This window comes from Campylobacter australis, assembly GCF_050586305.1.
Classification (GTDB): domain Bacteria; phylum Campylobacterota; class Campylobacteria; order Campylobacterales; family Campylobacteraceae; genus Campylobacter_A.
In genome coordinates this window covers 1-21,279 of the sequence record NZ_JAXUAA010000001.1, presented here as the reverse complement: position 1 = coordinate 21,279, position 21,279 = coordinate 1, and the positions used below count along the sequence as shown (strand labels likewise).

Below are 21,279 nucleotides of genomic sequence, written 5' to 3'. Positions count from 1 at the left end.
TTACTCCCTCATGGTAACTTAATATTTTTTCTAACGACATTTTCAAGATACTCTGACGAGTATGGCTTGGTAATGTACTCAGTCATACCGACCTCAACGCCACGCAGCCTATCTGTCTTAGATGTCCTTGATGTAACAGCGATGAGTGGAAGAGTGCGATATTTAGAGTATTTACGAATTTCGCCAGCAAGCGTGTATCCGTCCATTCGTGGCATCTCAATATCAATAAGTATCGCATCAAAAGCGTGTTCGCCAGACTTTATAACAGCCAGCGCCTCAACACCATTTGTAGCTTCGATCACAGTTACGCCAGTTGGCTCAAGTGACTTTTGCATAATAGTTCTGTCCATCTTTGAGTCATCTACTATCAAGACTTTATAATCACTTGGCTTCTCTTTTACATTTTTAGTCTCATCCATCTCAGCACGAATATCTACCTTAATATCCTTTGCCATCTCCATCATCGCACCAACATCAATAATAAGAGTAACACGACCATCACCCCTTATCGTAGCGCCTGCTATACCAGGGATGTTTTGCAAATAATCACCCATAGACTTAATAACAACCTCTTCTTGACCAACAAGAGTATCAACTATGATACCAAGTTTTGCCTCTGCAACACCGATGATGACAACATAGGTATGATCTCCGCCATCAAATACCTTCTTAACCCCAAAAACATCAGAAAGGCGAACAAGAGAAAGTACTTCATCTCGCAGGCGAAGTACATTTTTACCATCGATTGTATAAATGTCATCGATTGGCACACGAACCGTTTCAAGAACGCTTGCAAGCGGAATAGCATAAAATTCCTCTTGTGTTCCAACAAGCAATGATTGGATGATGGCAAGCGTGAGTGGAATTTTAAGCTTCATTACAGTACCCTTGCCCACTTCGCTCTCTATATCTATAATGCCGTTTAGTTTTTCAATATTTGTCTTAACAACATCCATACCAACGCCGCGTCCACTTACATTTGTAACCTTTGCAGCCGTCGAAAAACCTGGCTTAAATATAAGGCTAAATGCCTCTTTATCGCTCATCGCATCAGCTTCACGCTCAGTTATGATACCTTTTTCTATCGACTTCATCTTAAGCATCGCAGCATCAAGACCCTTACCATCATCAACGATCTCAATAACAATATGATTACCCTCGTTGTACGCTTTAAGCTCAACAGTACCTTTTTCAGGCTTGCCAGCAAGCTTTCTTGTCTCTGGATCTTCTATGCCGTGATCGCATGAATTTCTAATAATATGCACTAGAGGATCGCCTATTTCTTCAACGATAGACTTATCAAGCTCTGTCTCTTCACCAGAAATTTCAAGGTCTATTTGCTTACCAAGTTCACGACTAAGATCTCGTATCATACGCGGAAATTTATTAAATACTTTTGCGACTGGAAGCATTCTTGTTTTCATAACTGCAAGCTGGATGTCAGTAGTAACAAGGCTTAGGCTAGAGACTACTTGGTTAAGCTCCTCAAGGAATTTCTCACCCTCATATCTCTCTTCAACATCATCATAAATTTTAAGCAAGCGGTTTTTGCCAAGTACAAGCTCGCCAATAAGATTCATCAAGTGATCAAGTCTTTTAACCTCAACACGGATAGTCTGCTCTTGAGCTACTGCACCACTTTGCGCTGGGACTTTCTTATCACCATCTTCCTCTTTTTTAGGGGCAGCGGCTGGTTTTGTAGCTGGTGCTGGAGTTGCTGGTTTTGCAGCTGCTGGAGTGGCGGCAGAAGCTGCATTTTTACTAGCACGGCGTGCCTGATCTTCAGCTTTTCTAACTTTTAACAAACGCTCAATCTCAGCCTCAACCTCATCATCACTTAGTTTTGATAAATTTTCATCACTAATCTCAGGCTCTGGCTCAGCAACGACCTCTGGCTCAGGCTCTGGAGATGGTGCAGCTGGCGCGGCAGCTGGAGCTGCATCACCCTCTGAAATAGCTGTCAAACGACTGCAAATATCTTGTATCTGTATGCCAACATCGCGGTCATTTCCATGATCGCGGATGCCATGCAAAAGTCCCTTCATCATATCGACTGACTCAAGAACAACATCCATAACATCAGGCGTCATTTTAAGCTCATCTTTTCGAGCCTTGTTTAAAACATCTTCCATATGATGCGTTAGCTTGGTTAAAATGTCAAAATTTAAAAAGCTCGAACTTCCTTTGACCGTGTGAGCAACACGGAAAATTCTATTTAAAAGATCCAAGTCTTCAGGGTTTGCTTCAAGCTCAACAAGGTCATGGTCGATTTGTTCAATTAGTTCGAAAGCTTCTACTAAGAAGTCTTCCATTATCTCTTTCATATCATCCATGTTTCACCTCATTTTGCAGAATTTGAGTGTGCTTCAATAACTTTTAGCACCTCTTGATAAAATATACTTGCATCAAATTTTGTAAGATATGCCGCACCGCCAGCCTCTTTACTCTTACCTTCGCTAAATTCGTTACTTAGTGATGAGTTAAAGACGATAGGAATATCCTTAAATCTCTCATCGTTTTTCATAATCGACGCAAAGTGATAACCATCCATCTGTGGCATCTCTATATCGCTTAATATGACGCGAATCTCTTTTGAGATATTATCGCCTAGCCTATCATAAAGCTCGTTCATTCTCTCAACACCCTCAACCCCATTCTTAGCTTCAGTTACCGTTAGACCCATCTTCTCAAGCGCGTCTTTTACGAGCTTTCTAGCCGTTGAGCTATCATCAAGAACTAAGGCTAAGCCCTTTAACTTTTTACTGTCATCGATATTTACATCTATCTTTGGAGAGTAAATTCCAAGCTCCTCAACAATGCTTTCAAGGTCAAGGATAAGCAAAACTTCATCATTTTCTATGCGAGTTACACCTGTTATCTTTCCTTTATCAAGCGTACCAGCACCAGAAGCAAAATTTGCTGGCTCTATATCTTTCCAGCTGATACGACGAATTCTCTTTGCCTCATGCACGATAAAGCCTATTAGGATCCCACTAAACTCAGCGATAATGACTCGTGGTTTTATCGTTACTTCATTGGTTGGCTCAGCGATATTCATCCAACGAGCAAGGTTTATAACTGGTATAACCACGCCACGAAGGTCAAAAATTCCCTCAATATATGCAGGAACACCTGGCAACTCAGTTAAATTTGGCATCTTGATGATCTCTCGTACCTTTGCGACATTTACGCCGTATATGCCCTCATATACTTTGTTTTCACTCTTTTTAAAGATACGAAAATCGACAAGCTCCATCTCGTTTGAGCCCGTTTTTAATACATTGTCCCCAAACATCAATGTCCTTTCAAATTTTTTCTTTCAAATTTTATACTTTGATTTTGGTATTTTACTACAAAATAACTTTGCTCACACGCAAAAGCTGGGAGATTTACATAAATTTTTTCATCAATATCAAAAATTTGCCCTTGATGATAGTGTCCCTCTATCACAATATCTGCATTATAATAGCGAATTTTAGGTGTTATAAAGGCTTTAAAATTTGGTATTTTGTAGTCTAGTTTTTTTAGTGTAAGTTTTTGTAAAATAGCATTTGAAATTCTAAAATTTAGCAAAATATCTATAAAATTCATAAATCTTAAAAACCACTCAAGGCGCAAAAACAAAAGCGCGTATTTGCTAACAAACGGCAAAAAGTTATCACCGTGCGCTATCTCTACGCTCTTGCCATTAGCTGTTAGAAATTTTACTGGCTGAGCTTGTATGGGGAAAATTTTGGCATTTTTAAAAAGTTTGCCAAGGACAAAGTCATGGTTTCCCTCGATATAAAAAAGCTCTGTTTTTTGTGAAATTTTGTCTATAAGCTTGATATGTTTTACATAAAACTTACAAGTACTAACTGAATGTGCCGTCAAAAAGTCAAACATATCGCCCATCAAAAATAGCTGCGGCGCGCAAATTCCACCACGCTCAAAAGCTTGTAAAAACCGCAAAAATCCATCACGATTAGCATTTTCATGCGCGTCAGATATAAATATCGCACCATCTTGTATGACTGGCGTTTGAGTAAAATTTTGCATCAAATGCTAGCCACACATAAAACAAAAATCCTAAAAACAGACACTTTAAGCACACTTAGCCTTCAAAATTTTATAGGCTTATAGCAAACCAAAACGATCTCAACATCACTCCTGCCTTTTGGTAAATTTAGTGTAACTTCATCGCCTTGAGCCTTGCCAATTAGCTGGCGCGCAAGTGGTGAGCTTATGGATATAAGCCCTTTTTCTAGATCACTTTCACTTACTCCAACTATCGTATATGTGTGTTCTAGCTCAGTTTCAACATCCATAATCGTAACACTAGAGCCAAATCGCACACGATCATGCTCATAGCTTGAAGGATCGATAACTTCGGCATTTGCAAGCAAATTTGAAAGCTCGGCAATGCGCGCGTCGATAAACGCCTGCTTCTCTCTTGCGGCGTGATACTCTGCATTTTCTTTTAGGTCTCCGTAACTTCGCGCGACATCGATCTCAGTGACTATTTGTGGGCGTTGAACAAGCTTTAGATCTTTTAGTTCTGCTTCTATTTTTTCATATCCATATATGGTCATTGGTTCACTCATTTATTCTCCTTTTATCATTTTTGCAACATTTTGGCTAGAGCCGTGTTTAAAGTATGCTCTAAGCTCTTTGCAGCCTTGCAAAAATACGCTTTTATCGCAATTTTTATACGCTTTTAACAAATTTTCAGCTGTTACTTCCTCTTGAATAAGCTCGGCGTGAAGCGCTGGCTTGCCCATAAAATCAAATATAATGTTTGCAAGCCCAGCATAGCGTACTTTCACAAGCTTTCTAGCCAGCCACACATCAATGGCTTTTGCCTTAAAACAAAGCACAAATGGCGTACCGATAAGTGCAGCCTCAAGCGTGGCTGTGCCAGAGCAGATGAAGGCAAATTCGCTGTTTTGAAGCGTGCTTGGCGTATCGTATGAGATCTCAAATTCGCTCACATCACCATAAAACTCAGCTATTTTATCTTTTAAGTGGGGTGGAACAACTAAAATCTTTTTGCCTGAAATTTGCTTTACAACCTCACGATATACTGGCATCAAACGCGTTATCTCAGACCTTCTAGAACCTGGTAAAAATGCTATTTCGCCACTATTTTCAAGGCTAGCCTTTTGAAATTTTAGTTCATCAAGCAAAGGATGTCCTACATAACTTGCACGAGTATAAAATTTATCATCAAATGGTAGTATAGATGCTAAATTATCACAATACCTCTCAACTATCTCCACTCTTTTTGGCTTCCACGCCCAAACTTGAGGCAAAATATAGTATGTTATAGGTGTTTTTATGCCAGCTTTTTTGATTGCCTTTGCGAGTGGCAAGTTAAACGCTGGACTATCGATAAGTAGCACAGCATCGCACCCCTTAGCAAATTCAACCATCTGTTTTATGGCGCGTTTTGCCTTTAAAACAAGTGGTAAAACTTCAACAAATCCCATTGCCGAAAATTCGCTACTTTTCATATATGGCTCGCCAAATTTCTCATCAAAAATTCCCACCAACTCACACTCTCCAAGATGTTGCAAAACCTCTGAAAAATGCAAATTTGCCGATGCCTCAAGACAAGAGATTAAAATTTTTTTACTCATTTTTATCCAAATTTTTATTTGATTATATAAAATTTTAGCTAAAATATGTAAATTTACTAAATATAAAACGAAATATTTAAGTATTTTACCACAAATAAAGAAATATTTTAGATTATTAAAAAATGTGACAATCCTAGTTCTAAATTAAAATTTAAAACTAGGATTGGAATTTACATAAATTTATTGTTAAATAGAAAATCTAAAGCCAAGCTTTATTAAACTATTTTTTAGTCTATTTTTAGAAAATGTTTTGTCAGCTTTTAAATTTACAACTAAATTCTTATATATTTCATAATCAAAACCGGCTCCAAGAAATGTCAAATTTCTAGGCTCACTAATACCTTTTATATATATAGGAGTGCTACTATTAGTATAGTTTGCTTCAAATCCAAAATCCTTAGGGTTTGGTATATATATGTGATTTATATTTGCCATAAAGTCGAATTTTCCACTTTTAATACTTGTCCTTGCACCAACTAAAAATGAGTTTGAGGTGTATTGCTTATCTCCACTTGTAATACCAAAATTCTCTTTTTCACTAAAGCCATCTCGTTTTATACGGTTCATTTCATTTGCAAAATAAATATTTGCATTCACTTCATTTAATGTAAAATTTTTGCCGATTTCTGTATATAAAGTATGAGTCTGAGAATTATACTTTACTCTTGAAATAGAATCTATTATCTCTCTATTTACTTCATTTTTTGACCCAATATATCCAAGTCTTGAAGCTATATAAAAATTATTAAATTCATATCCACCATAAATAGAAGCCCCTATGCTTTTCGTTTCATTTTTACCAGCATATTTATCAAATTTGGACTTACTTAAACTTTGGTTTAGACTTATTCCAAGAGTTGTTCTATCATCTAGTTTATAATCAAACCCTACTTGAGAACCTCTAATATCAACATTAGCACCAGTATATCCAGTCTGACTTATTTTAGCATCTGTATATACTCCATCTATCCAAAAACCACTGTCTGCCAACAATATAGAATTATAAACTCTATCTGAGATAGCCCGATTGAAAACTTTATTTATTAGCATTACAGTATTTAAGCTACTAGAATGTATCTCTGCGGACATACTCTCAACAGCTCTTATTAAAGCTGGAGCTTGCATAGTAAATAATGTAAGAGCAGGTGTGGTTAAACTTGCACTTGGATTATTTGCTAATTCATTTAACAATTCATCTAAATTTTTACTTGCATTTAAAACAGAAGCGGAAAGTGTTGTATATTTTTCTAAAGCTTTTGCTACATTCTCTCTTTGATATTTTACACTTATATCTTTATCACTAACATTTAATCCAGTAATCTTTATAAGAGTTGAAATTCTATCAGATATATTATATACACCATTATAGTTTTGTATGCTATTTGCGGAAATAATTTTTTTTATATTTTCGCTTAATTGTGGCACCTCATTAACATTTTCAATATCAGCCAAAATTCTTGAACCACCCATATCCATTTTTCCAGCTACTTCTAAGTTTGATTTATGAATATCTATAACTATTCGAGAATTTTGACTACCTTTATAATCTCCATCTATTTTTAATCCCTTTCCGTATATATTTAACGATCCTTTATTTTCAAAAATATATGAATTTTTATCAACGCCTGAAACACTTACCATATCATTACTACTTTTAGCTTCAAATGTACCTCTATCCTCTATTATAACTTTTGAGTTTTTAAGAGACCCAGAAAAACTAAGTGTACCGTTTTGTATCTTTGTATTACCGCTGTAGGTATTTTTACCACTTAAATAAAGCGTACCCGTTCCACGCTTTATAATACCAGCATCACCTGCTATATCATTACTCCATGTTAGCTTATCTTTATTTTGATATTCTCTATGATCAAAATCAACAACAAGACTATCGTCTTGATCTTTATTTGTTAAAAGCCTTTTATCAAATCTGCCAGGTCCTTTTAATGCTCTTTCTTGATTTAAAACACCCCACCCAAAATCCTTATCTGGATTTTGGGTTTGTTCTTTTGTTCCTGGTTTGTTTGCAGTAGATAATACGGTAATAGTTGCTAAGTGATTACTCATCCAAGGAAATTTATTCCACACATTTGTAACAGCTGCCGTAACAACTGGAGTAGCAAAAGAGGTTCCGCCACTTAAGCTTACAACTCTATTGCTAAATTTTACACTTTGATCACCTTTTGCTGTTATGCCCCAATTTTTTGCTTTTTCACCTATCTTGCTTGAATATTCTGCTAGTTTCGTATCATCATCATTTGTCACTGCCGCAACAGCTATCCAGCCATTTCTAGCATTATCATTTAAAAGTGGATATAAAGACTGAGGCGAGGCATAGTTAGCAGTATTATCCTTCCAAACACCTTGATTTCCGGCAGCAAAGACAAATACGCTATCTGTTTCTGGCTTATTGCCTACAAAATCGTACATATTTGTGCCTTGCTCTTTATCTGATACATTGCCATATGAGTTATTAAAAACTCTTGCACCCTCTTTATACATGTCATCAAACATAGAATTAGTTACAGACATATCAGCATCATTAATAGATGCACTTTGTATTAATACATTAGAATCTTTGTTGTTTGTTATAAATATTCCCAAAACAAATGTTCCGTGTGAATTTAAAAAATGATTTTCTTTACCTGCAGAGCCTCCTTGTGGAGTTTTTACCCTTAACTTACCTTGACCATCTTTAAAAATATCATCCATTGTAAATTCGCTATCAATAATAGCTACTTTTTGTTTAAAATCTTCATCTTTTTTCAAGTCTTCTAGCTTAGATGATAAAATCTGCTCTTGCCTATAGATGTTATAAGTCTTTAAAGTAGGTGATGGTTGTGATGGAAAATGATTTAGCGGTTTATCTAGTGGCTGAATAGGTTTTAATAAAATATGGTCCGCTTGCTGATTATTATTAAGTTGGTTATTTAAAGGCTGAACATGTCCGATATTTATCATTGGTGCTGGAGCGCTCGACCCCCCCCCACCACCACATCCAGCCAAAGATATGATTGCAATTACACTAAGTGTTATATGAGAATATTTATTCCGCATTATTAATAATCCTTTAAGTTAATATTTATATTTTCATTATAGTAAATATCTTGTTAAAAAATCATTAATTTATTTTATACTTTAAAATATAAAGCATTTATTATAAAATACACATTATAATTATGCTTCACACACACTATACATAATTAAATTATTTTCATTTTATCATTTTTGATACTACAAAGTCCAAAAAGTAAAACCGATGCAATAAAACTCATAGTGCAAAATATCATAAAAAAGTCGCTTAGATTTATAATCTGAAAGCCTAAAATTTCTGGAAATTTTACTGGCAATGCGTTTTTAACTAAAATTTCTATAACATCCTGACTTGCTCCATTTAATAAAACATCGCTTAAATTAATGCCTAAATTTTGTGCTTTTACAAACTTATCCGCAGTTGGCGGAAGCAAGGTTGCAAGAGTGCCAGAAAGTGCATATCCAGCAGCGATCGCAAGATAAAAAACACCAAATATAAGACCCAAAAATCGCCTTGGAGCACTTTTTGCCACAAGTGAAAATCCAATCGGCAAAACCATCATCTCAGCGCAAGTTTGGATAAAATAAAGCCCAACAAAAAGCCAAACACTAAGGCTTTGAGAGCCTAAATTTGCCACATTTTGCGAGATAAAAAAGTAGCCAAATCCAAGCAAAAATAGTCCAAATGACTGAATTTTTAGATTATTAAGTGTGCCATTTTTACGCTCCAAATATGCCCATAAAAGCGAAAACGGTATCGATAAAAGCAGAACAAAAAATGGGTTAAACATCGATATCATCGACGCTGGCATATCATAGCCAAAAATTTTCCTATCCATTTGATTATTTGCGATAAAGGTAAGCGATGTGCCTGTTTGCTCAAAAGTTGCAAGGAAAAATACAATAAAAAATGAGCTTATAAAAATGCGTAAAACTGCCTTTTTCTCATCTTTTTCAAGAGATTTTTCTAAAAATACATAACACATCAAAGCAACTCCAAGTGCGTAAATAGCTGGATAAAATACACTTTTAATCCAGTTGCCAGAACTAAGTAAGCTAATTAGCGTAAAAATTAGTACAAAAATAGCTATGCAAATGCCAAGGGAGTGCAAATTTAAGCTAAAATAATCCTGCTTTTTAAAGAGTGTTTTTTCAGAATTTTTTGCCACAAAAATATATAGCAAAAGTCCAAAACTCATGGCAACACAAGTAGCCAAAAAGCCCCATTTAAAGGCACTTAAATCACGCACACCATCACTTGCACTATCTCCAAAAAACGGCACTATAAAGCTTCCTAGCAAAACGCCAAGGTTTAAGAAAAAATAGTAATTTGAAAAAATAGCATCAATACTTGCATTTTTGGGCGCACGAATGCTTAAAAGTGCCGTAATGCTAGGCTTAAAAAAGCCGTTGCCAAGACTTGTTAAAACCGCTGCCAAAACGGCAAAATGTAAGCTAAAAATTCCACTCGCACTTACAAAAAATGCAAGCTGCGAAAGCGTAAGAAGAATAGATCCGATAATGATACTTGCATGATAACCAAACACCCTGTCCGCAAGTACGCCACCAATAATTGGCACAAGATAGCTAAAAGCCAAAAATGCACCATAATAAAGCGCTGCATCACTCTCACTAAGCCCCAAAAAATGGACTAAAAACAGCGAAAAAATCGCCCTAAGCCCATAAAATGTAAATTTCTCCCACATCTCAGTGGTAAAAAGTGTCCAAATTTGCCCCATAAGCTCTCCAAATTTGATAAAAGTACGCTTATTATTGCGCAAAATTGGGAATTTTACAAAAAATTTCAAACAAAATCAAGCAAGAAATTTGTAGCATTTTTGTATTTTTGGGCTTAAAATTTATGCTATTTACTTTATACTTGGGATTATGTTGTAGCCGTCAATCTCGCATGCATCTAACGCGACACTTTCGCCACTGCTTAGAGATAAATTTCGCCCGTCAATGCAAGCACTTATGATACACTTAAAGCTTGCAACCGCCTGTGCGTTAGAAAACCACAGGTGCGGTTGCTTAGTAAAAAATAGCATGCAAAACATCCTACCGCACGGCGTCAAAAGTCGCACACCAGCTTCCACCACTGCCCCTTTTTTGTCATTGCCAACAAAGTGAAGCAATTTAAAATTCAAAAATATTTTTAAAACTTTTTTACAAATTTTAAAACCAGCAAAGAAAAAAATAAGATAAAAGAATAAAGGCAGGATAACCCCTTTTATGGCTGTGTTTTAACTAAAACACCGATTTTATCAGCATTTAATGGCGATTTTCGTTATTTTTGCAAATAATGAAAATAAAAAATAAAATTTGAGTTTTATTTTAAAAAAAATTTAGTAGAAATGTAAAAAATATCTGAACATTTTTAAAAAAGTATTTGCAAAAAAATAAAATTTATGAAGAAAAACAAAGAAGAGCCCAAAAGTAAAAATTATGCTATAATCTTAAGAAAAAAGGATCAACGATGAAAGCAAGTCAAATTCTAGTAGCTACTACGGTGGCTGGGTTAATATTAACCGGATAGTTGCCAGAGTTACCAAAAGTTCAAAGCAATAGTCAAACATCTGATTTTGATAATATTGCAACAAAAAAACCAAATAAATTAACAAAAAAAGAGTGTGAAATACTACTTAAAATGGAAAAAGAAGCTAGAGAAGCAAAGAAAATAGCTGATGAAGAAACAAGGGTTAAGGGGCGCGATAGGGTTAGTGGAGATATATATTTAAGTGCAGCGAACAAAACAGCAAAGCTACAAAAAGTATATTATTTAACCGAGAAGTTGGCATATTGCAGGGATATTGGCAAAGAAAAAGTTAATATAGATATAGATAAAATCATGGAAATGAATAAATAAGGAGAAACTATGCGACCCATCTTAACAAAGGAAGCCATACTTGCATATCTATCTGAAATCAAGCCAAATCTTGAAAAAGATGGAATTCGAAAAATAGGGCTTTTTGGAAGCTATGTCAAAGGCTATGCGGACGAAAACTCCGACATTGATATAGTCGTTTTGGCGGATAAAAAAGAATTTTTAGATAGGCTCAATGCATTTAAGGCACTTAATTATTTGAGTGATTTAAGAGAACAAATAGCCGATAAATTTCACAAATCCGTAGATATTTGCGATTTTTACTCTGAACAAAAAATGCAAGATAACAAAATAGTAAAGGGAGCAATTTATGTCTGACAAGATTATATACCGCTTGGAATTAGCAATAGAAAAAATAGATCAAGTATTCGAAGTTTGCAAACCCAAAGGCATTACTGGAGCTTTGAAAGATGAGTTATTGACAAAGCCCGCAATCATGAAACACATCGACGTCGTATATCAACAATTTGATAAGCTTGAAAAGGCACAAGAATATCATATCCTAGATAAATTTACAAAAGAAGACCTGAAAGGAATACGAAATATTAGAAATTGGTCTTCACACGATTACGACAATATACAAAATGAGATTATAGAAAATGTGATACGCACAAATCTTCCTAAACTCAAAGAAAATATACAAAAAGTTTTAAAAGAAACAAAAAAAGACATGTGCGAAGATTTGCAAAAAAAAATTGATCGTTTTGTTAAAAAGCAAGATATTTTGACTACACAAGCCAAAAACGAGTTAAAATCTGAGATTCAAAAAAGTTACGATATATTACAAAAAAATGGACTTGAGCTTGACAAGACATATGCTAGCAAGCTTAATGATATTATTAAAAATAATTCAAACGAGAATGCGAGATAAGCTTGCATTCTCGGAAATAAAATTTTAACTCTTTTTATCTCTTTTTTACCAAAAAATTATCTTTTTTCTTATTTTTAATTTTGCTAAATTTAAATTTTTTGTTATTTCTGAATTAGACATTTTATTATTTTTAATGGCATATCAAATAATACAGGTACTTAAAACTTAGTATTTGCTAGGGCTAACGGCTATATATATCATTTTTCTAAGCTGTGTTTGGGTTTGGTTGCGAAACCAAAATAATACAAATAAAAGGAGTGAAAATGAAAAAAATTCAAAGCAATGATTTAATGAATATAGAACAATTAGAGCAAGAGTTTGGCATATCAAAAAACGCACAAGCAAAAGCAAGGATGAAAAAAAATCAAGGCAAGGATAATTCTATCCCCTTTTTTAAATACGGCAAAACGATCATTTATAGCAGAAAAGCCATAAACGAGTGGCTACAAAAATTTGCTGTAAATTGCTGATATGGTCTTGTTTTTGATATAATGGTAGTTGGGTCTTTTCAAACAAACACAAAAGCTTTAAAAGCCCATTAAATGGCACTTTTAAGGCGTAGTATTTAGGGAGAGTGTTTTTATTTGGTAAGTTTGCTATGTTTTAGTAAACTTACCAAGAAAAGTAAATAAGGCAGTCTTTAAAGCAGTATTGAAAGCTTAAATCACAAAATGCCGATAAATAGGCATTTTATTAGCTTGTATCTGGTTAGCCTCTACTATTTCATACTAAAGCACTCAATCTCATCTATTGTTAATAAATTTATACGTACCAATCTATAATTTTGCAATAATGACTTTCTTTGCCTATAAAAATAACAGTAATAATTATGACTTAAACCCTATAATAAAAAATTAATTACATACATTATATTTAAACCCAAAAACTGAGCCTTTACCAAATTCGCTACTTACTATAAGCTCAAAGCCATGCAATTTTAAAATTTGTTTTGCCACATAAAGTCCTATTCCAAACGAATTCATATGAATATTATTCTTAGTTTTAAAATATTTTTTAGTAACAAGTTTTATATCTTTTTGTTCTATTCCGACGCCGTAATCCCTTACAAATACACAATTCTCAACAAAATAAATTTCAACCATACCTTGCGAATATTTAAGCGCATTTTCTATAATATTTATCAACACCTGTCTTATAAGCGTGCTATCTGCATATATCCATACATCCTTTTTTTCTATGCAAATCTCACGCTCTTTATATTGCTCCAAAAGCTCTGTCCTAACATTACTTATCAATGCGTATAAATCTAGGCTTGTTTTCTCTAACGACAAGCTTTGAATAGATTTTAAATTTAACTTATCAATCATATCCACGATACGCATTGAGTTGCGAGTTGTCTTTTCTATAAATTTATCTCTCTTCGCATCATCCAAATCGTCATTTAGTATCGCTTGGCTGGACATATTTATAATTGAGATTGGATTTTTAAATTCATGCGAAATCGAACTTAAAATTCCTTGCAATTGATTATTTCTAAGCTTTATTTTGGCGGTTTTCTTAAGGGATTTTTTAGATCTTTGTCTAAGCTTATCCTTAAGCTCGTTTAAACTATCTTTTATCTGTAAATTTTCCTGCAAAAACAAAATTTCTTTGTTGCCACTGAACTTGCCAGCATTTAAGCTTTTAATCATATAATTTATCTTATTTCCATCTTTTGCAATGATAAGAGATATTATAAATGCTGAAAATATAGATACCGCAAGCAAAGCTATTATAAAATTTGGCGAAATTTTAAAAGCCAAAAACATGTAACAAAAATTATAACAAAAATGGTTGCAAAATTTCTAAATTTTATTAGCAAAGCTTATATCCTTGCGATCTTACCGATACTATATACTCAGTATCTCCGAGCTTTTGCCTTAATCTTTTAATTGCTATATTTATCGTTTTTTCGCTAGTTTCAAAGTCATTCCAAACTACATCACAAAGATACTCTCTACTTAAAATCATATTTTTGTTTTTTATAAACTCTATTAGTAAATTTATCTCTAGTTTGGTTAGGTTTATCTCATTTTCACTGACAAGTACACGTTTTGAGCTATTATCTACACTAATATCTTTAAATTTATAAACATCGCTTTGACGACTTGAGCGTTTGATTAAAGCCTTGCAACGCGCGACTAAATCATCGATATCAAAAGGTTTAGTTATATAGTCATCTCCGCCACTTTCAAACCCTTTTAATTTATCCTCTTTTTTATCTTTGGCACTTAAAAAAATTACAGGCGTATCAAATCCTTTTTTGCGTAAATTTGTAACAAATTCTGCCCCTTCGGCATGAATTAAATTTCTATCCACTATCATTAAGCTTACATTCTCTTCGTCTAAAAATTGCTCTACACGAGATACATTATAAAAGCCCACAGTCTCAAAGCCAGCTTTACTAAGATGATACTGCAAAAGTTCTACTAAATCGCGCTCATCATCTATGATTACTATCAAATCAGCCATTTTTCCACCATTGAAAAATTTAATGCTATTTTATCAAAAAAGAGTTATTTTAATCAATCAAATTTGTTTCTAAAAAGTTTCCAAGATACTTTAAACTTACATCATCATTTTAAATTAAAGGAGAAGTCATGAAAATCTTAACAAGTGTCGTAGCAACGGCAATTTTGGCAAGCGTTAGCTTTGCGGATCAAATAAAAATAGGTGGTAGCTCGACTGTTTTTCCTTTTTCAAGCTATGTAGCTGAAGAATTTGGCATCACTAAAAGCAAAAAAACTACGATCGTAGAGAGTCTTGGCACTGGTGGCGGATTTAAGGCATTTTGCTCTGGAGTGGGTGCTAATACACTTGATATAGCAAATGCTTCAAGACCTATGAAAAAGAGCGAATTTGAAGAATGCGTTAAAAATAGTGTTACAAATATAAGCGGATATATGATAGGTTATGATGGAATAGTTTTTGCTCAAAATAAAGACAACAAGGGTGCAAATTTTACAAAAGAGCAAATTTTCTTAGCACTTGCCAAAGAAGTACCTGTAAATGGCGTTCTTGTGCCTAATCCATACAAAAAATGGAGCGATATAGATAAGAGCTTGCCTAATAAGCAAATTATAGTTTATGGACCTCCAACGACATCTGGCACGAGAGACAGCTTTGAAGAGCAACTAATGCAGGCAGCTTCGAAAAGCTTTAAAGAGTATGGCGACAAAGCTGGCAAATACGGCTCTATCAGAGATGATGAAACTTACATTCCATCAGGCGAAAACGACAATCTAATTATCACCAAACTAGCACAAAATAAAGATGCTTATGGAATTTTTGGATATGGGTTTTTAGCCGAAAACGGAGATAAAATTTCAGCCCTTGGCATAGACGGCGTATTACCAAGTGAAATGACTGTAGGTAATGGAAGTTATAAGCTATCAAGAAGTCTATTTTTCTATGTCAAAAACGCTAAAAGAGCGCAAAATCCAAGCATAAACGACTTTGTAAATCTATTCATAAGTGAGCCTATGATAGGCAAAGAAGGCATATTAAAAACTATAGGACTCATTCCAATGAGCGACGAAAATTTAGACAAAATGCAGCAGAACGTTAAAATGCCGACTATGCTGACAAAAGAGATGGTAGAGAGCTCAAAAGTAACACAATAATGCAGTATATAGCAATTTTACTCATCATCGCATATTGTCTATTTATGTTTAGGGGTAAAATTTTACCCCTAATTCAAAACTTAATAGACATAAGGAATAAAAGAGTCGAGAAAGTTGTCACTACATTTTTACTTGTCTCATCGCTAATTACAATACTAGCAACTTTTATGATACTAGCTTCCATCCTTTTTGAGGCTATCAGATTTTTTCAAAAAGAGAGTTTTTTTGAGTTTTTATTTAGTTCAAATTGGGCTCCACACGGCGCATTTTTAGGTCAAGAAGCGGAATTTGGTTCAGTTGGATTATTTTTGGTACCTTTTACATTAGCTTGATTGCCATTCTAACAGCATTTCCATTTGGAATTTTTAGCGCGATCTATCTCTCTAAATACGCAACCACAACAAAGCGAGCTTTTTTAAAGCCTGTTTTAGAAATATTAGCAGGTGTTCCAAGTGTAGTTTATGGTTTCTTTGCAGCAATATTTGTTGTGCCATTTGTGGTAAAGATGGCAAATTTCTTTGGACTTGAAGCATCTTATAATAATGCGCTTAGTGCGGGTGTAGTAATGGGGCTTATGATCATTCCTATGATTTCAAGCATCTGTGATGATAGCATATCGCTTGTGCCAAAGCACTTAGAACACGGAGTGCTCGCGCTTGTACTGACAAAAGAAGAGACGATATGCTTCGTTACACTGCCAACTGCTATGCCTGGCATCATAGCAGCTTGCTTACTTGGGCTTTCGCGTGCCCTTGGAGAAACTATGATAGTCGTAATGGCAGCAAGCTTACGTGTAAATTTAAGTCTAAATCCGTTTGAGGATATGACAACGGTTACGGTTAAAATTGTAGAAGTTTTAAGTGGCGATCAGGAATTTGATAATTCCCTGACACTTAGCGCATTTGGACTTGGATTAACGCTTTTTATCCTTACTTTTATAATAAATTTAGCAGATGTTCTTATCTCCAGAAGTTTTGCTAAAAAGTATAGAATTTCAAATTTATAAGGAAAGATCGTGCAAAATCAGCAAAAAAGAGAGTTAAAAAGTAAAATTTTTAAAGGTGTTGCAATATATTCCTTTATCTTTTGTATTGGATTTTTAGTATTTTTTATATCCTCTTTACTTGTGGCTGGGATTAGTGAATTTAAAAGATACTACGTAAAAGTCGATATCGAAATTACTGAAAAATTGATTCAAAATCCATACTCGCTGTCAGACACTAATAAGAAATATATCTCACGAGCTTGGCTTAGAAATTTACCTAATTTAATCAAAGAGCAAAAGTTTGAAATCGGACAAAATGCGAATTTGCTGGCTCTAGCTAGTGCTGATGTAGATGGATTTTTAAAAGAAAACTTCACAAAATTTAATGATGAGGATAGAAAAGAAGTTTTTAGGCTTGTCGAAAAAGGTGTAATAGTTTCTAAATTTAATAGCAAATTTTTTAGTAGCGGAGATTCTAAAATCCCTGAAAATGCAGGATTTTTTACAGCCATTATGGGTAGTGTTTTAGTTATGATTGTAGCAATAGCTTTTGCATTTCCTATAGGTGTAGCAAGTGGAATTTATCTTGAAAAATTTATAAAAGATAGTAAATTTTCAAAATTCATTGAGATTAATATCAACAACCTAAATGCCATACCTTCGATCATCTTTGGACTTTTAGGACTTAGCGTATTTATAAATTTCTTTGGTATGCCACGCAGCTCAGCGCTTGCAGGAGGCATAGTGCTTGGCATTATGAGTCTGCCTGTTATCATCGTCAGCACAAGAAGCGCACTAAAAAGTGTGCCTGAGAGCATTTCACAGGCTGGATATGCACTTGGACTAACTAAACTTCAAGTTATTAAAGATCATGTCTTGCCAAATGCTTTTGGCGGAATTCTAACAGGTACGATAATTGCTCTAGCCGGAGCCATCGGCGAAACCGCACCACTTATGATAGTTGGTATGATAGCTTTCGTGCCACAAGTAGCTACCGATCTGTTATCGCCCACAACAGTGATGCCAGCTCAAATTTACATTTGGGCTTCAAGTCCTGAAAAGGCCTATATAGCCAAGACTGCAGCAGCGATTTTAGTGCTCCTATTTGTAACATTTAGCCTAAATTTAGCTGCTATAATTCTAAGAAATAAGATAAACAAAAAGGTAAAACTATGAAAATTAAAGCTAAAAGCGTTGATTTAAATCTCTTTTATGGAGAAAAGCAGGCTCTAAAAAATATAAATATGGAAATTCATAATAAAAAAATAACAGCCTTAATAGGTGCTTCAGGATGTGGAAAAAGCACGTTTTTAAGATGTTTTAATAGAATGAATGACCTTATAGAGCACGTAAAAATAACAGGTAAAATTTTAATAGATGATAATGATATATACAAGCCAACTGCTGACGTAATAGATATTAGGCGTAGAGTGGGTATGGTTTTTCAACAGCCAAATCCATTTTTAAAAAGCATATATGAAAATATCGCCTATGCGCCACTCGTGCATAAAATGATAAAAAAAGGTAGTGAGTGCGATCAATTAGTTGAAGATAGCTTAAAAAAAGCTGGGTTATTTGACGAAGTAAAAGATAAACTAAGCTCACCTGCAACAGCTCTTAGTGGAGGTCAGCAGCAGCGTCTTTGCATTGCACGCACTATTGCCGTTAAGCCTGAATTGATTTTAATGGATGAACCTACAAGCGCACTTGATCCGATTTCAACGAAAGTAATAGAAAAATTAATGGTCGATCTTAGCGATGATTTTAGTATCGTAGTCGTAACTCATAATATGCAACAAGCTAGAAGAATAGCGCATTATACAAGCTTTTTTCATCTTGGCGAGCTTATAGAATTTGGTAATACGAATCAAATTTTTGAAGATCCTAAAGAAAAAAAACCAAACAATATGTACTTGGAAAATTTGGATAAATAATACAAGGCTCTGTTTTAATAAAGCATTGATAAAGCTCAAAAAGCTTCGTAAGCAGCACTTGCTTTACAAGAGTACCGAAGAATAACCAAAAAATTTATATGGTGTTATGGTAATTATTTAAAAACCATTATTTTATACTACATAAGTTGCAAATGCCTATACAGCTTTATCATAAACTTCAACTAGTTTAAAACTAACTTCATCACTCTTTACATTACCAAGAATTTTAGGCTCAATCTCTTTTAACACTAAAAATAACTGCAAAATCAAAGCAAAAATAAGCTAAATATATCACAACCAAATTATACAAATAAATTATTATCTACGAGCAAAAAGAAAGTGAAAATACCACATCTAAATAAAATTTTACTACTTTAAAGAGTTAGATTGTATAAATAAAAAACCCAAGCAAGAAATTTCTTGCTTGGGCTACAAGAGACTCGGTTTTAGAAGTCTGTTTTAACTCCATCTTCTATCTGAATGTATATGGTTTGCCCATTAACTTCGCTTGTGCTTTCATAGACTTTATATCCATTTTCAGCTTTACTTTTTTCATCAGATTCTTTCCATTGACCCTTACCACTTACAATATCGCTACTATCGCCTGAAATTTTAAAGACAGTATCTGCATCATTAGTTACATTAAGAACATCTTGTGCTGTCAAAGTAAGCGTAGTGCCTTTATCGCCATCTTTAAGATTAATACCTTCAAAGTCATCAAATTTCTCTGCAACTTTTGATAGATCGATACTAGGCTCTGGATTTAAAAGATTGATAGTATCATGACCTTTGCCACCTTTTATAGCACTACTTATATCGTTTATGTTGGTTACATGTACGACTATATCACTACCAGCACTTAGACCTATCGTGTTTCCAGCATCATCTGTTGCATTTACATCTATTGAGTGATGATTTTTGATGCCATATTTTGCTACTTTTTCATAGCCAGTAATGGTATTTTCGCTTTTTTCAGCTATACCTTGATCATTTGTCATCATCGTAAATTTTCTACCATCATCTAGTGTTACGCTTACTTCTTTGTTTGCCAAAGGTGTTCCATCGGTCGGATCTTTAACCTCTACTTTAACTTCTGTTGTATAGCCGTCAGCATATTTTAGTTTGCCTGTTTCTAGATTATAAACTACTTGACCTTGAGACTCATCATATTCTTTGCTATTTTTTGCAATAGTAATATCTTCTAGTTTAAAACCATGTTGTTCTAAAAGCTCTTTATCTATAAATCTAATTTGTGCTGAATTGCCAAGCGTTATAAGATCGCTAGAAGCACCTTCTGCACCAACAAATTTAAACATAGGTCTTAAAGATGACATTGATTGTTGCACAACATGTTCATACCTTCCGTTTTGTTGTTGAACATTACCGCTATCATATCCGTATGCAGTATCAGCAAAGCGTATATCTAGTTTATAAAATCCACTAGTAGGGATATTCATAGTAATATCCCCAGACGCAACATTTGGATTATTCATCAAATCCACGCTGACTCCATCTACGTGCTTACCTTTTACATCACTTATTTGAAGTGAAAATTTATCATTAACATATTGACGAATCTCACCAGCGCCACCAGGAGAATTAAGCGTATATTTACCTGCTTCCATATATACATAACCATTTAGTTTCATATACACATATGCTTCCCAGTCAATACTGCCTTGATTATTTATGCCAGGTTTTATACTACTTTCTACACCATTGTCAGTTTCTTGATTTGTTCCATCTTTTAAAAATGTTTCAACGGCTTTTTTAAATTTACTATTGTCAGAAACTGTTTTCCACTCAGCTAGTTTATTACCACTTTTATTATCTGTTGAAAACCAAACTTTGTCAGCTTTAAATGAGTAGTTAGGTGTATCGCCGACATACTTAGCCCTTTGTGCTTCTATTTGGTCTAATGTAGCTTTGCCTGATTTATCTCTGCCGTAATTTACTCTAAATACTTCACCTGAGACATAACCAGCATTTTTAAATGTTTCATTGTAATGAATTTTAGTAGTAACATTTACATTAGCTGTTTCATCAGTATCAATTTTAACTTCGTAATTATTAGATACTTCAGAATGTTTGCCATTTGAGCCTACGACTTTTGCAGTAAATTCATGCTCGCCATCGGCTAGTGGTTTCTTAGGTGTAAATTCGAATTCACCATCTTTAACATCAGTTGTGCCTAGAGATTTGCCATTGTCAAAAATTTCAACCTTAGAGCCTGTCGCTGTGCCTTTAATAGTTGGAGTGTTGTCGTTTGTAAGACCATTGTTATCCACTTTGCCTACAACACCACCCGCAACATCGTCAATAACTTCTGTGATG

General features: G+C 34.4%; 17 protein-coding genes and 2 pseudogenes. 8 read left to right on the top strand and 11 right to left on the bottom strand.

The window, feature by feature from the left end; translation table 11 throughout:
* Window positions 1-8: 8 nt before the first annotated feature.
* From U5B17_RS00095 to U5B17_RS00060, 8 genes are all read right to left on the bottom strand, one after another.
* On the bottom strand, window positions 9-2,333 hold the full coding sequence (locus tag U5B17_RS00095) for a hybrid sensor histidine kinase/response regulator (protein ID WP_430803345.1): 2,325 nt from the start codon (window positions 2,331-2,333) through the stop codon (window positions 9-11).
* Window positions 2,334-2,341: 8 nt separating this feature from the next.
* Window positions 2,342-3,295 carry a chemotaxis protein gene (locus U5B17_RS00090; RefSeq protein ID WP_430803344.1) on the bottom strand — a complete coding sequence of 318 codons (954 nt, stop codon included), beginning with the start codon at window positions 3,293-3,295 and terminating at the stop codon, window positions 2,342-2,344.
* Window positions 3,295-4,038: a UDP-2,3-diacylglucosamine diphosphatase gene (locus tag U5B17_RS00085; protein ID WP_430803343.1), complete on the bottom strand. Its 744-nt coding sequence runs from the start codon at window positions 4,036-4,038 to the stop codon at window positions 3,295-3,297. Before U5B17_RS00085 ends, U5B17_RS00090 begins: the two co-directional genes overlap by 1 nt.
* 62 nt (window positions 4,039-4,100) lie before the next feature.
* Entirely contained in the window at window positions 4,101-4,583 is a 483-nt protein-coding gene (gene greA / locus U5B17_RS00080; protein WP_430803342.1) for a transcription elongation factor GreA, read from the bottom strand.
* Window positions 4,584-5,618 (bottom strand): lipid-A-disaccharide synthase, encoded by a 1,035-nt coding sequence (lpxB, locus tag U5B17_RS00075; protein WP_430803341.1) that lies wholly within the window; start codon window positions 5,616-5,618, stop codon window positions 4,584-4,586. It abuts the gene before it with no gap.
* A 186-nt stretch (window positions 5,619-5,804) separates the two neighbouring features.
* A complete protein-coding gene (locus U5B17_RS00070; RefSeq protein WP_430803340.1) occupies window positions 5,805-8,576 on the bottom strand; it encodes an autotransporter domain-containing protein in 2,772 nt (923 codons plus the stop codon).
* A 242-nt stretch (window positions 8,577-8,818) separates the two neighbouring features.
* Window positions 8,819-10,387: a peptide MFS transporter gene (locus U5B17_RS00065; protein ID WP_430803339.1), complete on the bottom strand. Its 1,569-nt coding sequence runs from the start codon at window positions 10,385-10,387 to the stop codon at window positions 8,819-8,821.
* Window positions 10,388-10,516: 129 nt separating this feature from the next.
* Entirely contained in the window at window positions 10,517-10,744 is a 228-nt protein-coding gene (locus U5B17_RS00060; RefSeq protein ID WP_430803338.1) for a hypothetical protein, read from the bottom strand.
* Between the two features lie 440 nt (window positions 10,745-11,184).
* Between U5B17_RS00060 and U5B17_RS00055 the strand changes: the two genes are divergently transcribed.
* The 4 genes from U5B17_RS00055 to U5B17_RS00040 all read left to right on the top strand — a co-directional run bounded on the left by U5B17_RS00055 (window position 11,185) and on the right by U5B17_RS00040 (window position 12,873).
* A complete protein-coding gene (locus tag U5B17_RS00055; protein ID WP_430803337.1) occupies window positions 11,185-11,514 on the top strand; it encodes a hypothetical protein in 330 nt (109 codons plus the stop codon).
* A gap of 9 nt (window positions 11,515-11,523) precedes the next feature.
* Window positions 11,524-11,850 (top strand): nucleotidyltransferase family protein, encoded by a 327-nt coding sequence (locus tag U5B17_RS00050; RefSeq protein ID WP_430803336.1) that lies wholly within the window; start codon window positions 11,524-11,526, stop codon window positions 11,848-11,850.
* Window positions 11,843-12,403 carry a HepT-like ribonuclease domain-containing protein gene (locus U5B17_RS00045; protein WP_430803335.1) on the top strand — a complete coding sequence of 187 codons (561 nt, stop codon included), beginning with the start codon at window positions 11,843-11,845 and terminating at the stop codon, window positions 12,401-12,403. The genes U5B17_RS00050 and U5B17_RS00045 overlap by 8 nt, the downstream gene beginning before the upstream one ends.
* A 263-nt stretch (window positions 12,404-12,666) precedes the next feature.
* Complete coding sequence (locus tag U5B17_RS00040) at window positions 12,667-12,873, top strand: hypothetical protein (protein WP_430803334.1); 207 nt, start codon at window positions 12,667-12,669, stop codon at window positions 12,871-12,873.
* A 384-nt stretch (window positions 12,874-13,257) separates the two neighbouring features.
* Here the strand turns inward: U5B17_RS00040 and U5B17_RS00035 are convergent, their stop codons facing one another.
* Together U5B17_RS00035 and U5B17_RS00030 are read right to left on the bottom strand one after the other, a co-directional pair.
* Complete coding sequence (locus U5B17_RS00035; protein ID WP_430803333.1) at window positions 13,258-14,055, bottom strand: sensor histidine kinase; 798 nt, start codon at window positions 14,053-14,055, stop codon at window positions 13,258-13,260.
* A gap of 163 nt (window positions 14,056-14,218) precedes the next feature.
* Window positions 14,219-14,875, bottom strand: coding sequence for a response regulator transcription factor (locus U5B17_RS00030; protein ID WP_430803332.1), 657 nt, complete (start codon window positions 14,873-14,875; stop codon window positions 14,219-14,221).
* Window positions 14,876-15,003: 128 nt separating this feature from the next.
* Here U5B17_RS00030 and U5B17_RS00025 point away from each other — a divergent pair, with 128 nt between their 5' ends.
* The 4 genes and pseudogenes from U5B17_RS00025 to pstB all read left to right on the top strand — a co-directional run bounded on the left by U5B17_RS00025 (window position 15,004) and on the right by pstB (window position 18,941).
* On the top strand, window positions 15,004-16,026 hold the full coding sequence (locus tag U5B17_RS00025; protein WP_430803331.1) for a substrate-binding domain-containing protein: 1,023 nt from the start codon (window positions 15,004-15,006) through the stop codon (window positions 16,024-16,026).
* Between the two features lie 167 nt (window positions 16,027-16,193).
* Window positions 16,194-17,032, top strand: a pseudogene (pstC, locus tag U5B17_RS00020) (phosphate ABC transporter permease subunit PstC).
* 9 nt (window positions 17,033-17,041) lie between these two features.
* Window positions 17,042-18,187, top strand: a complete 1,146-nt coding sequence (gene pstA / locus U5B17_RS00015; protein ID WP_430803330.1) for a phosphate ABC transporter permease PstA — start codon at window positions 17,042-17,044, stop codon at window positions 18,185-18,187.
* Between the two features lie 2 nt (window positions 18,188-18,189).
* Window positions 18,190-18,941 (top strand): annotated as a pseudogene (gene pstB, locus U5B17_RS00010) (phosphate ABC transporter ATP-binding protein PstB).
* Window positions 18,942-19,391: 450 nt separating this feature from the next.
* On the opposite strand, the gene U5B17_RS00005 reads toward pstB, so the two are convergent.
* Window positions 19,392-21,279: Ig-like domain-containing protein (locus U5B17_RS00005; protein WP_430803329.1), on the bottom strand; the 1,888-nt coding region annotated here is incomplete at its 5' end.

Bases quoted from the DNA above. Each gene is read 5' to 3' on its own strand.
- U5B17_RS00095 (WP_430803345.1), bottom strand. From the start codon at position 2,333: ATGGATGATATGAAAGAGATAATGGAAGACTTCTTAGTAGAAGCTTTC.
- U5B17_RS00090 (WP_430803344.1), bottom strand. From the start codon at position 3,295: ATGTTTGGGGACAATGTATTAAAAACGGGCTCAAACGAGATGGAGCTT.
- U5B17_RS00085 (WP_430803343.1), bottom strand. From the start codon at position 4,038: ATGCAAAATTTTACTCAAACGCCAGTCATACAAGATGGTGCGATATTT.
- greA (WP_430803342.1), bottom strand. From the start codon at position 4,583: ATGAGTGAACCAATGACCATATATGGATATGAAAAAATAGAAGCAGAA.
- lpxB (WP_430803341.1), bottom strand. From the start codon at position 5,618: ATGAGTAAAAAAATTTTAATCTCTTGTCTTGAGGCATCGGCAAATTTG.
- U5B17_RS00070 (WP_430803340.1), bottom strand. From the start codon at position 8,576: ATGATAAATATCGGACATGTTCAGCCTTTAAATAACCAACTTAATAAT.
- U5B17_RS00065 (WP_430803339.1), bottom strand. From the start codon at position 10,387: ATGGGGCAAATTTGGACACTTTTTACCACTGAGATGTGGGAGAAATTT.
- U5B17_RS00050 (WP_430803336.1), top strand. From the start codon at position 11,524: ATGCGACCCATCTTAACAAAGGAAGCCATACTTGCATATCTATCTGAA.
- U5B17_RS00045 (WP_430803335.1), top strand. From the start codon at position 11,843: ATGTCTGACAAGATTATATACCGCTTGGAATTAGCAATAGAAAAAATA.
- U5B17_RS00040 (WP_430803334.1), top strand. From the start codon at position 12,667: ATGAAAAAAATTCAAAGCAATGATTTAATGAATATAGAACAATTAGAG.
- U5B17_RS00035 (WP_430803333.1), bottom strand. From the start codon at position 14,055: ATGATTAAAAGCTTAAATGCTGGCAAGTTCAGTGGCAACAAAGAAATT.
- U5B17_RS00030 (WP_430803332.1), bottom strand. From the start codon at position 14,875: ATGGCTGATTTGATAGTAATCATAGATGATGAGCGCGATTTAGTAGAA.
- U5B17_RS00025 (WP_430803331.1), top strand. From the start codon at position 15,004: ATGAAAATCTTAACAAGTGTCGTAGCAACGGCAATTTTGGCAAGCGTT.